Origin of the sequence: Brevundimonas abyssalis TAR-001 (genome assembly GCF_000466985.1) — a bacterium.
Taxonomy (GTDB): domain Bacteria; phylum Pseudomonadota; class Alphaproteobacteria; order Caulobacterales; family Caulobacteraceae; genus Brevundimonas; species Brevundimonas abyssalis.
Genome location: NZ_BATC01000015.1, coordinates 16,987 through 30,621 on the forward strand (window position 1 = coordinate 16,987; position 13,635 = coordinate 30,621).

15 protein-coding genes and 2 pseudogenes are annotated in these 13,635 nt (G+C 69.7%); 5 read left to right on the forward strand and 12 right to left on the reverse strand.

The window, feature by feature from the left end; genetic code table 11:
* Window positions 1-7: 7 nt before the first annotated feature.
* Window positions 8-1,153, forward strand: a complete 1,146-nt coding sequence (locus MBEBAB_RS06010) for a bifunctional 2-C-methyl-D-erythritol 4-phosphate cytidylyltransferase/2-C-methyl-D-erythritol 2,4-cyclodiphosphate synthase (protein ID WP_021697051.1) — start codon at window positions 8-10, stop codon at window positions 1,151-1,153.
* Here the strand turns inward: MBEBAB_RS06010 and MBEBAB_RS17375 are convergent.
* The gene (locus tag MBEBAB_RS17375; RefSeq protein WP_242397103.1) at window positions 1,131-2,237 is read right to left on the reverse strand and encodes a spermidine synthase; all 1,107 of its coding nucleotides are present in this window, start codon (window positions 2,235-2,237) and stop codon (window positions 1,131-1,133) included. The genes MBEBAB_RS06010 and MBEBAB_RS17375 overlap by 23 nt on opposite strands.
* Complete coding sequence (locus MBEBAB_RS17380; protein WP_242397104.1) at window positions 2,177-3,427, reverse strand: hypothetical protein; 1,251 nt, start codon at window positions 3,425-3,427, stop codon at window positions 2,177-2,179. The genes MBEBAB_RS17375 and MBEBAB_RS17380 overlap by 61 nt, the downstream gene beginning before the upstream one ends.
* Window positions 3,428-3,507: 80 nt before the next feature.
* Between MBEBAB_RS17380 and MBEBAB_RS06020 the strand changes: the two genes are divergently transcribed.
* Window positions 3,508-3,999, forward strand: a complete 492-nt coding sequence (locus tag MBEBAB_RS06020; RefSeq protein WP_021697053.1) for a CinA family protein — start codon at window positions 3,508-3,510, stop codon at window positions 3,997-3,999.
* On the opposite strand, the gene MBEBAB_RS06025 is transcribed toward MBEBAB_RS06020, so the two are convergent.
* On the reverse strand, window positions 3,971-4,615 hold the full coding sequence (locus MBEBAB_RS06025; protein ID WP_021697054.1) for a hypothetical protein: 645 nt from the start codon (window positions 4,613-4,615) through the stop codon (window positions 3,971-3,973). The genes MBEBAB_RS06020 and MBEBAB_RS06025 overlap by 29 nt on opposite strands.
* Here MBEBAB_RS06025 and MBEBAB_RS06030 point away from each other — a divergent pair.
* Window positions 4,614-4,904: a sulfurtransferase TusA family protein gene (locus tag MBEBAB_RS06030; RefSeq protein WP_021697055.1), complete on the forward strand. Its 291-nt coding sequence runs from the start codon at window positions 4,614-4,616 to the stop codon at window positions 4,902-4,904. The genes MBEBAB_RS06025 and MBEBAB_RS06030 overlap by 2 nt on opposite strands.
* On the opposite strand, the gene MBEBAB_RS06035 is transcribed toward MBEBAB_RS06030, so the two are convergent.
* Complete coding sequence (locus tag MBEBAB_RS06035) at window positions 4,870-5,796, reverse strand: YihY/virulence factor BrkB family protein (RefSeq protein ID WP_021697056.1); 927 nt, start codon at window positions 5,794-5,796, stop codon at window positions 4,870-4,872. The two genes, MBEBAB_RS06030 and MBEBAB_RS06035, sit on opposite strands and share 35 nt — an antisense overlap.
* Window positions 5,797-5,973: 177 nt before the next feature.
* Between MBEBAB_RS06035 and MBEBAB_RS06040 the strand changes: the two are divergent.
* Window positions 5,974-7,268: pseudogene (locus MBEBAB_RS06040) on the forward strand (diguanylate cyclase domain-containing protein).
* Here the strand turns inward: MBEBAB_RS06040 and phhA are convergent.
* Window positions 7,265-8,146: a phenylalanine 4-monooxygenase gene (gene phhA, locus MBEBAB_RS06045; RefSeq protein WP_021697058.1), complete on the reverse strand. Its 882-nt coding sequence runs from the start codon at window positions 8,144-8,146 to the stop codon at window positions 7,265-7,267. The pseudogene MBEBAB_RS06040 and the gene phhA overlap by 4 nt on opposite strands.
* Before the next feature lie 60 nt (window positions 8,147-8,206).
* Complete coding sequence (gene hspQ, locus MBEBAB_RS06050) at window positions 8,207-8,512, reverse strand: heat shock protein HspQ (protein WP_021697059.1); 306 nt, start codon at window positions 8,510-8,512, stop codon at window positions 8,207-8,209.
* 143 nt (window positions 8,513-8,655) lie between these two features.
* Between hspQ and MBEBAB_RS06055 the strand changes: the two are divergent.
* Window positions 8,656-9,716, forward strand: a pseudogene (locus MBEBAB_RS06055) (Ppx/GppA phosphatase family protein).
* Window positions 9,717-9,814: 98 nt separating this feature from the next.
* Here MBEBAB_RS06055 and MBEBAB_RS06060 read toward each other — a convergent pair.
* The 6 genes from MBEBAB_RS06060 to MBEBAB_RS06080 are packed head-to-tail and all read right to left on the reverse strand — an operon-like array spanning window position 9,815 to window position 13,613.
* Window positions 9,815-10,432: a peptidylprolyl isomerase gene (locus tag MBEBAB_RS06060; protein WP_306301997.1), complete on the reverse strand. Its 618-nt coding sequence runs from the start codon at window positions 10,430-10,432 to the stop codon at window positions 9,815-9,817.
* Window positions 10,342-10,605 carry a hypothetical protein gene (locus MBEBAB_RS18305; RefSeq protein ID WP_306301998.1) on the reverse strand — a complete coding sequence of 88 codons (264 nt, stop codon included), beginning with the start codon at window positions 10,603-10,605 and terminating at the stop codon, window positions 10,342-10,344. Before MBEBAB_RS18305 ends, MBEBAB_RS06060 begins: the two co-directional genes overlap by 91 nt.
* Before the next feature lie 17 nt (window positions 10,606-10,622).
* Window positions 10,623-11,471: a peptidylprolyl isomerase gene (locus tag MBEBAB_RS06065; protein ID WP_021697062.1), complete on the reverse strand. Its 849-nt coding sequence runs from the start codon at window positions 11,469-11,471 to the stop codon at window positions 10,623-10,625.
* On the reverse strand, window positions 11,468-11,953 hold the full coding sequence (coaD, locus tag MBEBAB_RS06070; RefSeq protein ID WP_021697063.1) for a pantetheine-phosphate adenylyltransferase: 486 nt from the start codon (window positions 11,951-11,953) through the stop codon (window positions 11,468-11,470). The genes MBEBAB_RS06065 and coaD overlap by 4 nt, the downstream gene beginning before the upstream one ends.
* A 55-nt stretch (window positions 11,954-12,008) precedes the next feature.
* Window positions 12,009-12,821 carry an aminotransferase class IV gene (locus tag MBEBAB_RS06075; protein WP_021697064.1) on the reverse strand — a complete coding sequence of 271 codons (813 nt, stop codon included), beginning with the start codon at window positions 12,819-12,821 and terminating at the stop codon, window positions 12,009-12,011.
* A 6-nt stretch (window positions 12,822-12,827) separates the two neighbouring features.
* On the reverse strand, window positions 12,828-13,613 hold the full coding sequence (locus MBEBAB_RS06080; protein ID WP_148291452.1) for a hypothetical protein: 786 nt from the start codon (window positions 13,611-13,613) through the stop codon (window positions 12,828-12,830).
* Window positions 13,614-13,635: the final 22 nt, after the last annotated feature.

Here is a 13,635-nt window from a genome sequence, read left to right on the forward strand (position 1 = left end):
GGCCGTCATGAGTTTCTCAGCGATCGTGGTGGCGGCGGGCTCCGGCTCGCGCGCGGGCGGCCCCAAGCAATGGCGCGCTCTGGGCGGACGGCCGTTGCTGGCGTGGTCGGTGGGCGCGCTTCTGGATGCGGGCGCCGATGAGGTCGTGGTGGTTGTGCCGGGCGGCGCCGAGGATCAGGCCGCCGAGGCCCTGACCGGCCTGTCCGGCTGGCGCGCCGTGGCCGGCGGCGCCACGCGGGCGGAGTCCGTACAGGCGGGACTGGCCGCCCTGTCCGCGAGGGACGATACGCCCGTGCTGATCCACGACGCGGCGCGGCCCTTCCTGACGGCGGATCACGTCGCCCGCCTGCTGGACGCGCTGGACGGCGCCGACGCCGCCCTGCTGGCCCTGCCCGTCCCCGACACCCTGAAACGCGAGGGCGCCGACGGCCTCGTGGCCGCGACCGAGCCGCGCGAGGGCCTGTGGCGGGCCCAGACGCCGCAGGCGGCGCGCCTGAAGACCTTCCGCGACGCCTGGGCCGTCTGGCCGGCCGGCGAGAGCCCCACCGACGACGCGGCGGTGGTGGAGCGTGCGGGCGGAACCGTGCGCCTGGTCCCCGGCGACCCGCGCCTGATGAAGCTGACCTATCCGGAGGATTTCGCCCTGGCTGAACAGATGATCGCGCGCGAGACCCGCATCGGACAGGGTTACGACGTGCACCGCTGGGGCCCCGGCGACACCGCCTGGCTGTGCGGCGTGGCCATTCCCCATGATCATGCGCTGGTCGGCCATTCAGACGCCGACGCGGGGCTGCACGCCCTGACCGACGCCATCCTCGGCGCCATGGGCGACGGCGACATCGGCGATCACTTCCCGCCCAGCGACCCCCGATGGAAGGGCGCGGCCTCCGACCAGTTCCTGATCCACGCCCTTGAGCGCATGCGCGCGCGCGGCGGCCGCATCGTCAATGTGGACGTGACGCTGATCTGCGAACAGCCGAAGATCAAGCCGCACCGGCTGGCCATGCGCGAGCGGCTCGCGGCGCTGCTGGACGTCCCGCTGGACGCGGTCAGCGTCAAGGCCACCACCAGCGAGGGCCTGGGCTTCACCGGGCGTCAGGAAGGCCTGGCCGCCCAGGCGGTGGTCTCGATCACCCTCCCCGCTCGAACCTGATCTGCCGCGTCAGGGCGCCGACCACGTTCACATAGTCGTCGGTCCAGGCCCGCACGTCGTTGGGCGCGATGGTCTTCCAGCGCGGATCGTCGGCGAACAGGGCCAGGCCCTCTTCGGTCGGTGACAGGATCAGGGCCTCGGTCGACGCCTCCGCCATGACCGGCAGGCCCTCGCGCTCCACATAGATCTGGTGCCGGTCGTGGGCGCCCGCCAGCCGCGCGGCGTTGACCGTCGGCATGGCCAGCTCCAGATGCCGGTTGGACAGGTGCAGGACCACCACCCCGTCGTCCTTCACCACCCGCAGATAGTCGGCGATGGCCTCGCGGGTCAGCAGATGCGTCGGGATCGAGTCCGAAGAGAAGGCGTCGATCAGCAGCAGGTCGAACCGGTCGTCCGGCTGATAGGCCAGGGTCAGACGCGCGTCGCCCAGCACCGTCTCAACCGGCCCCTGGGCGCAGTCGCTGATATAGGTGAACCACGTCGGATCGCGGGCGATGCGGTCCACCATGGGATCGATCTCGAAGAAGGTCAGATCGTCCGCCGGGCGGCGATAGGCGGCCATGGCCCCCGTCCCCAGACCCACCACCCCGATGGACACAGCCGGGCGGGCGATCTGCAGCGCGTCCGTCACCTGCCCGATCGGCGTGGACGGGGCGTAGTAGAGTGAAGGCAGACACGCCTCCACCGGATCGGTCGCCTGGGCCCCGTGCAGGGTGGTGCCGTGCATCAGCATGCGCACCGGCCCGCCCATGCCCGGATCATTGAACTCGGCCACCCGCATGACGCCGAAGAAGCTGCGCTCCGAATGCTGCCAGTCGTAACGGCCCGCCACATGGTGCGCCGACAGGCTGATCATCACCAGGGCGGCGGCGAACAACGGCGCCCGGTCGCGGATCATGAACGCGCTGATGGCCGCCAGCAGGAAGGCGAACCGGGACACGGCCATGGCCGAATCCCATCCCACCGCCGCCAGCAGTTCCGGATTCAGCCTCAGCGCCAGATAGATGGCGGGCGGCGCGAGGGTCAGCGGAACCACCGCGGCCAGCCAGACCCACTCCGGATGGTGATCCGTCCCCGCCCCCACGGCCGGAACAGGGCCGTCAGGATCAGCACCAGCGGATATTCCCGCACCACCTCGAACACCACCGGCGCGATCAGGGCGCTGAAGATCCCGCCCAGCACCCCGCCCAGCGACAGCAGCAGATAGAACTCGGTCAGCCGGTCCGGCGGCGGCCGCCGCGCCGCCAGCAGCTGGTGGCACATCAGGGCGGTGAAGAAGAACGCCGCGATGTGGACCAGGAACATGAAGGCCCACTCGCCGCTCTGGAACGGCAGCATGCCGATCAGCGAGGCCACCAGCGCCGCCTGCACCAGGAAGGTCACCGGCAGGGGAATCCATGGCCGCGCCTGGAAGGCGATGATGAAGGTCAGCAGGTACAGCGCCAGCGGGATGACCCACAGGAACGGCGCCGAGGCCACGTCTGTGGACAGGTGCGCGGTGACGCCCAGCATCAGGCTGGACGGCGCGGCCGCCAGCAGCACCCACAGCCCCTTGGTCCGCCACGGGATCGGCGCGGTCGGCGCCAGCGGCTCGGGCGGCGCGGCCTGGGTCCGGCGTCGCCAGACCACGAACGCCAGCCCCAGCACCAGCGCCGTGAACAGGCCATACCCCACGCTCCAGCTGATCCGCTGACCCGTCAGGGTCAGGATCGGCTCGATCACCACCGGATAGGACAACAGGGCCAGGAAGCTGCCCAGATTGCTGGCGGCGTACAACACATAGGGGTTCTTGCCGTCCGGCTCGTGGGCCCGCACCCGCGCGTACCAGGCCTGCATCAAGGGCGCGGTGGCCGACAGCACCGCGAACGGCGCGCCGATGGACACCGCCAGGGTCAGCAACAGCCAGGTGATGGGCGCCGACGGGTCCGGGTCCCCCAGCAGCCCGTTGATCCTCAGCGGCAGGAACAGCGCCGCGATGACCAGCAGCACCAGATGGGTGATCACCTGCCCCCGGATCGACCGGATGCGCTGCAGCACATGGGCGTAGGCGTAGCCCGCCAGCAGCGCCCCCTGGAAGAACACCATGGCCGTGTTCCACACCGCCGGCGAGCCGCCCAGCGAGGGCAGCACCAGCTTGGTCACCATGGGCTGGACCACGAACACCAGCGCCGCGCTGACGAACACCGCCAGGGCGAACAGGGCCGGAGTCAGCGGATCGTTCAGGTCGCGCAGGCGCGGACGAACGGGCTCGGCCTCGGTGGTGTTGTCGGTCATTACGCCCCCGGCTTGCGCGCCCGGATGAAACGGGGCGTTCTCTTCGACGTTACCGCGACTCGACAGCTGATGAGAACGCCATGTTTCCCGCCGACATCGAACCCCTGGCCAAGACCATCACCGACCGCGCCTCCGACGCCGGGATCATGCTGGCCACGGCCGAAAGCTGCACCGCCGGTCTGCTGGTGGCGGCCCTGACCACCGTGTCCGGCTCGGCCAAGGCGGTGGACCGCGGCTTCGTCACCTATTCCAACGCCGCCAAGGCCCAGATGCTGGGGGTGGACCCCGAGCTGATCGATCTGCACGGCGCGGTGTCCCGCTCGGTGGCCGAAGCCATGGCGAAAGGGGCGCTGGAGACGTCGGGCGCCGGACTGGCGGCCTCGGTCACCGGCATCGCCGGACCCACCGGCGGCACGGTGGAAAAGCCCGTGGGTCTGGTCCATTTCGCCGTGGCCCATCAGGACGGACGTCTGATCCACCGCGAGGAACGCTTCGGCGACATCGGCCGCGACAGCGTGCGGCTGGAATCCGTCCGCACCGCGCTCAGGATGATGGCGGAGATGCTGGCGTAGCCGGCGCAGCCGGCGTCCCCACCGTGCCCCCGATCCCCGGCAGCACCGCCAGCTGATAGTCCGGCGTCGGCGCGAACCAGCTGGCCGCCTGACGCGCCGGGGTCAGGCTCAGCACCTGGTACAGCGGCCGTCGGCGCCCGTCCGGGTGCAGTTCCAGCACGATGCCTTCCCGCGTGGCGCAAACCGACCCCGCCCGTCCCATATAGCCGGAATAGCGGAACCGCTGGCACGAGCGCCCGGCGATGTTCGACGCCCCGACGCGGGTCAGGCGCGCCGCGCCGCGCTCGATCACCAGCAGATCCAGCGGCAGGGGCGACATCTGCTCCTCGCGCGGCAGGGGGAAGACAAAGGCCACCCGGCCCTGCCCGCCCGCCGTCATCACCGTCAGCGATCCCCGCACCCGGTCGGCGATATAGGTCTGGACGAGGCCGCCCTGGGCCACCTCGATGCGCCGACGCAGGCCCGACTGGCGAATCTCCACGGGGGTTTCGAACCCGGCCACCCAGACCCGGGCGTGATAGTCCGGCGAAACGCGCGGCGTCTGGGCCTGACCGGGCGCGGCCAGGGCGCAGAGGGCGATCAGAACCGCCGGCAAACTGGACGAAAGACGCACCATGCGTCACACCCTGACCGGATTCGTCCCCTGCGGAGAGCCCGTGGTCAGTCCTGTCCCCATCATCGTCGACGCGCGCGGCCATCGCTGTCCCGTGCCGAGCCTGCGGCTGCGCAAGGCGCTGGAGATCGCGGCGCCGGGCGCGCGGCTGGTCCTGCTGGCCACCGACCCCATGGCGCGGATCGACGTCCCGCACCTGATGCAGGAGCTGGGCGGGCGGATGATCGAGGTGCGCGAGGAAGCCGGCTGGCTGGCGATTACGGTTGAGCGCGCCGCCGACTCTGAAGGCTGACGATTCGGGAATCGGTGTCCACCTCGGGCGCGTCCTCGGTCGGGGGCTCGTCCTGACGGCGCAGCACGATCTCCATCTCGGTGACGAAGCCGCCGCCGTAGAAGATGGCGTTGACGTTCCAGGACAGCCAGATCAGCAGCACCACCACCGCACCCACCGAGCCGTAGGTCGCGCCCAGCTCCACGATCTGCTCCACATAGACCACGCACAGCCAGGACACGGTGGCCGACAGAACCGTGGCCACCAGCCCGCCCGCGATGGCCGCGCGCCACGCGACCCGGCTCGAGTGCACCATGGCGTAGCGGTACAGACAGGTCAGGCCGATGAACAACCCGGCCGTGGACCAGACCCCGTCCAGCCACAGCGAACTTCCCGTCTCCGACGCATGGCTCAGGATGCGCGAGGTCACCACCGCGCCCGACACCACGGTGAACAGGGTGAAGGCGAGGATCGCCACCACCAGGGCCAGCAGGTTGAAGCGGAAGAAGCCGTGGGGGTCCGGCTCGTCGTGAATCAGGTTCAGCCCGGCCAGCAAGGCCTTGAACCCCCGGTGCGCGGCGTAGGCGCCGATGACCAGGGCGATGGCGCTCTGGGTCGAGATGGACCGGGCCGACAGCCCCGTCATGCGCTCCACCTCGCCGATGAAGATGCCCCGGGCCGCAGCCGGCAGCATCTCGGTCAGGGCGGCGGCCTGTTCGGTCGCCTGGCCGCTGGACAGAACGATCTTGTAGAAGCCGATCAGGATGGCGATGGCCGGAAACACGGCCAGAAGCGCGAAGAACGAGACGCCGCCCGTGTAGAGCATGACGTCGCGGCCCCAGCTGCGCTTGAAGGCGCGCCCCGCCAGCCGACCCCAGAAGGCCAGCGAGGTGAAGTCCGTCGATTGGGTCAAACGTGCTCCCCCGCGTCACGGTTAACTGGGTTTAGCCCAGATCGCGGCGGTGGATAAGTCCCTTGCGCTCCGATGTCCAATCCCGGGGCCGTTGCATGGCAGGGGACCGGCTCGCTATGGTCCCGGCAATTCAGGGGGGACGCGGCCGATCCGGTGCGCGAGACGGAGATTCTGAGTTTGGGACCCGATCCGCGCGTACTGGTCGTGGCGGCCGACGACGATCTGGCCGGGCCGCTGTGCGCCGGGCTGGACGCCCTCGGCTGGCGCACCCTGACGGCCCGCACGCTGGACGGCGGCGCGGCCGCCATGGAGGATCTGGCCTTCGAAGCGGCCCTGATCGCGGATGCGGCGCCGGAAGCCGCCGCCGTCCTCAAGGCGCGCGCCCTGCCCCGCATCCTGCCGGTTCTGGCCCTGTCGAAACCGGGCCGGGACGCGCCCGGCGCCGATCTGGTGATGACCGGCCCCCCTCACCCGGCCCAGCTGGCCCTGCGGCTCGAGCAGCTGGTGCGCGGCGCCGTGGCCGAGGAGGAGTTCGCCCTGCGGCAGGCCACCTTCGCGGCCGGGGGCGCGACGCTGGAGGCCCCGGATCCGTCCGAAAAACCCCTGCGCGTCCTGGCGGCGGGGGTGGCGGATCGCCGCTTTCTGGCCCTGTCCAACGCCCTGTCGGCCGGCGGCGCCGAGGCTGTAGCGGCGCCTACGCCCTACACCGCCTTCGACTACCTGCACGAAAGCGCCTTTGACGCGGCGGTCCTGTGGGGGGGCGAGGACCATGCGCCCGCCCTGTCCATCGCTGCGGGCATGAAGCGCAACACGCGCCTGTTCCACATTCCGCTGGTGCTCTATCTGCGCCACGTCGCCGACCTCAACCTGTCGGAGCTCTACAATCGCGGCTTCGCCGACGTGGCGTCCCCCGACACCCCCGAGGACGAGACCGCCGCACGCATCCTGGCCCTGGCGCGGGACTATCGCCGCCAGAAGTCCATCCGCAAGGCGCTGGAGGCCGCGCGCGGCTCGGGTCTGATGGACGCCGACACCGGCCTGTTCACCCGCGAATTGTTCGCCGCCCACCTGGCGCGCGTCGCCGAGGCGCCCGCGAGCGGGGCCGTCCCCTGTCGGTTTGCGTGCTGCGCGTGGTCTATGGCCGCGAGGTCGCCCTGGCCCGCGAAGGCGGCTGGCTGGACCGCGCCATGCCCCAGATCGGAGCCATGGTCTCGCGTCTCGTCCGGGCCGAGGACACCGCCGCGCGCCTGGCCCCCGAGGTCTTCGCCCTGGCCCTGCCCGCCACCCGCGGCGCGGCGGCCCGCCTGACCGCCGAACGCATCGCCGCCGTCATCGGCTGCACCGCCTTCGACGCCGGGCCGGAACGCCCGCCCTTCGTGGTGGAGTTCGAGGTGGGGTCCGCCGAACTTCAGCCCGGCGAAAGCCCGGCGTCCCTGCTGGAACGCGCCTCAGCCGCGGTCGGCGCGGCCTAGCCCGCCTTGGCGAACCGTCCGCCCCTGGCGGCATAAGCCTGCGTGCCCCGCGTGAACACCTTGTCCGACGGCAGGATCGCGTCGATGGGCAGGTCCTCGGCCCCCTTCAGGTTCTCGTACACCGGACCGAAGTCCTGCAGCGTCACCTCGCGCAGCTGCTCGATGGACGGAATGACGAAATAGACCTGCTGGAAGTCGTCGATGCGGTACAGGGTCCGCATCACCCGCTCCAGATCAAAGCCCAGCCGGTTCGGCGACGGATCCTCGAGGCTGAATTTGCTCTCGGTGGACGAGGACACGATGCCGGCGCCGTAGATGCGCAGCCCCTCGGGCGTCTCCATCAGGCCGAATTCCACCGTGTACCAGTACAGCCGCGCCAGATTGGGCAGCATGCCCAGGCTGGCCGCGCGCTGGCCGCCCTTGCCGTAGGCTTCCATGTAATCGGCGAAGGTCGGGTCCGTCAGCATCGGCACATGGCCGAACACATCGTGGAAGATGTCCGGCTCCTGCAGATAATCCAGTTGATCCGGCTTGCGGATGAACTGGCCCGACGGAAAGCGGCGGTTGGCCAGGTGGTCAAAGAACACCTCGTCCGGCACCAGTCCCGGCACGCACACCACCGTCCAGCCGGTCAGGGCCTCAAGCTTCTGGTTCATCTCGCGGAAATCGGGAATGCCCGAGCCGTGCAGGTCCAGAGCCTCCAGCCCCTTCAGGAACACGTCCGCCGCCCGTCCGGGCAGGATCTTCATCTGCCGCTCGTACAGCGTCACCCAGGTCTGATGCTCGACGTCGGTGTAGGACTCCCATGCCTGGGGAATGGTCCAGTCCTCGGCCGCGCCTTCGGGCGGGGTTTCATGGACGTGGGTGAAATCAGACATGCGGCCTCCTCATGATCAGGACGAATCTAGTCCGTCCTTGGTCATGAAGGAATACGTGCGTCAGTGGATCGGTTGCGAACGCGGCGCGTGTCGGCCGTGGCGATCCGTGGTGAACCACTGGGCCTGTTCGGCGGCGCTCAGCGGCTTCAGCTCCCGATTCGCCATCAGGGCGTCCTCGGGCACATAGGCGATGAAACCGCCGTCATCGCCATAGGCGAAGACCTGATAGAACGGCTGATCCGCACGGATGTCGTCAAAGGGCACGGCGCAGACCGCGTCCACGTCCACGATCACGCCCTCGAGGGGCTGTTCGCGGTGGCGAACGATCTGGCCGAGGCCGAAACGGGCTGTGCGTTCAATGGACATGCCTCAGAGAATACGCCCCCGCACCTGAGCGGGATGCCAGCCGCCTTGTTCATCTTTGTGACAGGAAGCGCTTGGCGAGCCCGCCCGGATGCGCCTAACCTTGCGTTGAACGGGCGCCGTCACGCGCCCACGAAAGGTTGGCCATGCCAGAGGCGGACGGCGCGCGCGGCAAGCGCGGCGCCCGGTCCCCTTCAGGTCGCGAGGCGCCGCTGTACGCTGCGCTCGATCTGGGGACCAACAATTGCCGACTGCTGATCGCGCGTCCCTCGCGTGACGGCTTCCGCGTGGTGGATTCCTTCTCCCGCATCGTCCGTCTGGGCGAAGGTCTGACCCGCACCGGCCGGCTCGACCCGGGCGCCATGGATCGGGCCTATGACGCCCTCAACATCTGCGCCGAACGCATCGCCCGCCGTGAAATCAAGGCGACCGGGTCCGCGCCGTGGCCACCCAGGCCTGTCGCTCGGCCGACAACGGGGCCGAGTTCCTGGACCGCGTCGGCAAGGGCACCGGTCTGACCCTGCGCATCATCCCGCCCGAAGAAGAGGCGAACCTGTCGGTCCAGGGCTGCCTCAACCTGTTCGACTCCGCGGCGCGCGCCATTGTGGTGGTGGACGTGGGCGGCGGCTCGACCGAGGTGTCCTGGCTTCGTCGCGTCGGCGACAACGGCCAGGCCCGCTTCGAGACCGTCAGCTGGATGTCCGCCCCGCTGGGCGTCGTCACCCTGGCCGAGCGCCATCCCGAGCCCGATCCGCCGACGCCCGAGTGGTATGAAGCCATGGTCGACGACATGAAGGCGCGTCTTGACGCCCATGACGGCGCCCGGTCGCTCCGGCCCGTCTTCGACGACGGCCACGCCCATCTGGTGGGCACCTCTGGCGCCATCACCAGCCTGGCGGGCGTGCACCTGAACCTGACCCGCTATGACCGAAACCGGGTCGACGGCCTGTGGATGACCCGCGACGACTGCACCCGCGCCGCGGACCGCTTGAGAAGCCTGACGCCGGCAGGGCGCGCGACCGAGGCCTGCATCGGCGCAGAGCGCGCGGATCTGGTGCTGGCGGGGGCCGCAATCCTTGAGGCCGTCCAGCGGGCCTGGCCCTGCGCCCGCGTCCGCGTCGCCGACCGGGGCCTGCGCGAGGGCCTGCTGCTCACCGCCATGCGCGAAGGCCGCCGCACCGGCGGCCGCCGTCGTCGCCGACGCTAGAGACGGATCGGTCTAGGCCGCGGGCTCGATCACATCCACCGGCGGCTCCAGGTCGCAGATGGAGAAGTCCGCCCCACGCGCCGCCCGCGTCCGTTCGATCATGTCCCCGAGGCCGGGGACGCCGTGTTCAGCACCCGCGCCACCGGCCGCTGGGCGGCGGGGATGTCGGCGGCCACGCGCACCGAAGTCATGACGTCCTGGGGCGTCGCCACCGTCCCGGACGGCTCCTCGCCCGTCTTGATCGCCCGCACCACGTCCAGCCCCGAGATCACCCGGCCCCAGGCGGTGTAGCGCTTGTCCAGCGACGGATAGGCCTGCCGCATCAGGAAGAACTGGCTGTTGGCGCTGTCCTGCGCCTCGCCCCGCGCCATGCCCGCCACCCCGGGGCAATAGACCCCCCAGGCGTGCACCATGCCGTCGGCGGTGCGGGCCATCAGCTCTTGAGGCTGGGTCTGGATCGGCAGCGAGCCCACGAAGCCCACCGGCGCACCCATGGGGTCGGCCACCGGCGTGAACGGCATGTCCGCGCCCCGGCGGAAGGTCAGCTCGGCGGTCAGGTCCGGATAAGCGCTCTGCCCCTCCCCGGTGCCCAGCGGGTCGCCGGTCTGGGCCATGAACCAGTCGATCACCCGGTGCCAGACCAGACCGTCATAGAAGCCGTTGCGGGCCAGCAGACGCATGCGCTCCACATGCCCCGGCGCGGCCAGGGGCGACATCTCCACCAGGATGCGGCCCCGATTGGTGTCGATGACCAGCAGGTTCTCCGGCGCACCGTACGCCAGTCGGACTCCGGCGGCGAAGCGGCGGCGGCCGGGGCGGGCGTCGCGTCCTGGGCCATGACGGGCGTGGCCGCGAACAGGACGGCGGCGGCGATGATCGACAGGCGCATGGGGCCTCTCCTCTGGATCAACCTTCGATGCGGACGGGCGGGACCACGTCGCAGACGGTGAGGCGGTCGCCGCGCTCGGTCACGGCGGCCTGAACGATCTCCGCCATGCGAGGCGAGCGGGCGTCCAGCACCTGGGCCCTGGGCCGTTCGCCCTCGGGCATGTCGGCGGCCAGACGCGCGTTCAGCATCCTGTCCGGATTGGTGACCACGCCGTCCTCTGCATCGGATCCGGCCTTCAGCGACTCGACCACGTCCAGCCCCTCCAGCACCCGGCCGAACGGCGTGTAGTCGCCGTTGAGGTTGGCGCGGTAGGCGGTCATCAGGAAGAACTGGCTGTTGGCGCTGTCCGGGCTCGCCGAACGTGCCATGCCCGCCACGCCGGGACAGAAATAGCCCATGCCGTCCACCCGGTTGTCGGCGGTCACGAACATCTGGGCGTCCGGCTGGGTGCGCACGGGCATGGAGCCATAAAGGCCGAACACGGCGCGGTCCGCACGGCCCGTCGGCGTCTCGATGAAGGCGGGGCGGCGGCTGCGGCGGAAGGTGAACTCGCCGGGCACGTCCGGCAGCTCGCTGTTGCCCGCGCCGGTGCCTGTGGGATCGCCGGTCTGGGCCATGAAGTTCCGGATCACCCGGTGAAAGGCGTGGTTCTGGTAGAATCCCTGCCGCGTCAGCGTCTGGATCCGCTCGACCGCGTGCGGCGCCATATCCGGCGCCAGCTCCACCAGCACGCGGCCCTTGGAGGTGTCGATGACCCACAGGTTCTCGGGCGCTATGTCGCGCCAGATCTCGGCCTCCTGGGCCACGGCGGGGGACACGGCGGTCGCCAGGACGGCGGCGGCCAGAAGGCTGGTCGGAAACTTCATGCGTGTTGGACCTTGGCCCGGACGCGCTCGGCGACCCGGGGACTGACGAAACTCTCGATCGCGCCGTCCAGCCGGGCGATCTCCTTGACCAGCCGGGACGCGATGGCCTGGTGACGCGGATCGGCCATCAGGAAGACGGTCTCGATGTCGGCGTTCAGGCGCTGGTTCATGGCCGTCATCTGGAACTCGTACTCGAAGTCCGCGACGGCGCGCAGGCCCCGCACGATGACGTTGGCGTTCAGCTGTTCGGCGAAATGCATCAACAGGGTCGAGAACGGCTCCACCACGATGTCGGCGTTCAGGGGCGCCACCTCGGCCCGCAGCAGCTCGACACGCTCCGCCGTGGTGAACAGCGGGCCCTTGTCGTCGTTCTGGGCCACGCCGATGACCAGCCGGTCCACCAGCTTCACGGCCCGGCCGATGATGTCCATGTGCCCGTTGGTCACCGGATCGAAGGTGCCCGGATACAGTCCGATGCGCATAAGGCCCTGATCTCCCCCACGTTCGCCCCGGTTTAGCATCCGCGCGCCGTCGAACCTAGAGCGGCTGACACGGGTTTGATCGCCAGGCGTTCTTCACCAGCATGGTCAGGTCCGGCCGCTCGGCATAACGCACCGCCCCGATGGCCGCGACCGGAACCCCGATCATGGCCGCATTGACGATGAAGGCGGCGTCGAAGTCCGGCAGCTCGGGCAGGCCGACCCAGCGCTGCTCGGTGGCGACGTCCACGGCCTCCAGCCCGCGCTGGATCAGGGCCTGCCCCGTCCCCGCCAACATCGGGCCCTGGGGCCAGACCACCGTGTCGCCTTTCAGAAAGCCGATGTTCCAGATGCTGCCCTCGGTGACCCGGCCGTTGTCGTCGGCGAACAGCACGTCGTCATCCCCCGCCGCCATGGCCTCGCGCCGCTCGCGGATCAGGCCGAAGGTGGCCACATGCTTCAGGTGCGGGATCTCGCGGACGTAGCGCGAGACCCTGAGTTTCAGCGCTTCCGTCGGGTCCGCGGCGGGCGGCCCGGCCATGACCATCACGTCGGGCGTCCCCCGCGCCGACGGATTGCGAACACTGATCATCCGGCTGAACAGACTGACCCGCACCGAGGCGGCGCCGGACTGATCCCGCAAGGCCTGACCGATCCAGCGGCGCACCTCGCCCTCGTCCGGCGCCTGGCCGAACAGCTCCAGCCCGCCCTCGCGCAGCCGGGCCAGATGCAGATCCAGCCCCCGCACGCCCCACACGCCGTCGGCGCCCTGCTCCGCCTGCATGGAGGTGAAAGCGCCGTAGTTCACCAGCGCCATATGCAGCAGATCGTCCTGCCCGGCCGGCGCCCCGTTGACGAGAAGGGTCAGCATTGCACCCTAGTCCGGCGTCGCGGCGGTCGGATGATCAGCGCCGCTGACCTTTCCGGCTTTCGGCTTCTTGGGTCGCCACCCTCGAAACAGCCAGAACAGAAGGGCGGGTATCGGCAGGGCCACAAGGATGATCCACGGGTCGAGAGCGCCCGGCCCCTTTGCATAACCCGCACCGAGAAGCGCGAACTGCGCGACATGAAACTCAGCGGCGCCGGTCGCCCAATTCAGGGTCAGCTGACCCACCCCGAACAGGCTGACGATCATCCAGACCCAACGCCGCCGCCACCCCGCAACGACCGCCGTAAACAGGCAGAACAGTGGAGCCAGCACCGCCAGGGCAAGCACACCATAGTGCAGCGGCGTCTTCCCCTGGAGGGTGAAGGCTGTCAGCGCGGCCTCAGCCGGAGAGAAGTGGTTGATATGGACTCGCTCCACGAGCCAGGGGCCTTCACCTTGCCGAACCATCAAGGCGCTGAACTGAACAACCTTCTGCTGATGGTCGTACTCATGGACGACCTCGTAAGCGGACAGATCGCTCGTCGTATTCCACTGCCAGGACAGGACGCGAGTCTCTGACGGCGTATCCAGTGCAGCGTACTCACGCATCGACTGTAGTTGTTCATCGGTCGTGTTCGCGTTGGCCGCGTCGGTCATCGATGATCGCAGGGCGTCGAAATCGCCCAAGCGCACGTGCTCATAGACGTCTCTGGCCTGCGTATCCCGTTCCGGATCGACAGACCCCACCCCGCACGACGCCAGAGCAAGCGCGAGCAACAGCACCAATATGCGCAAGAACCCCTCCCTATCCTTGCCA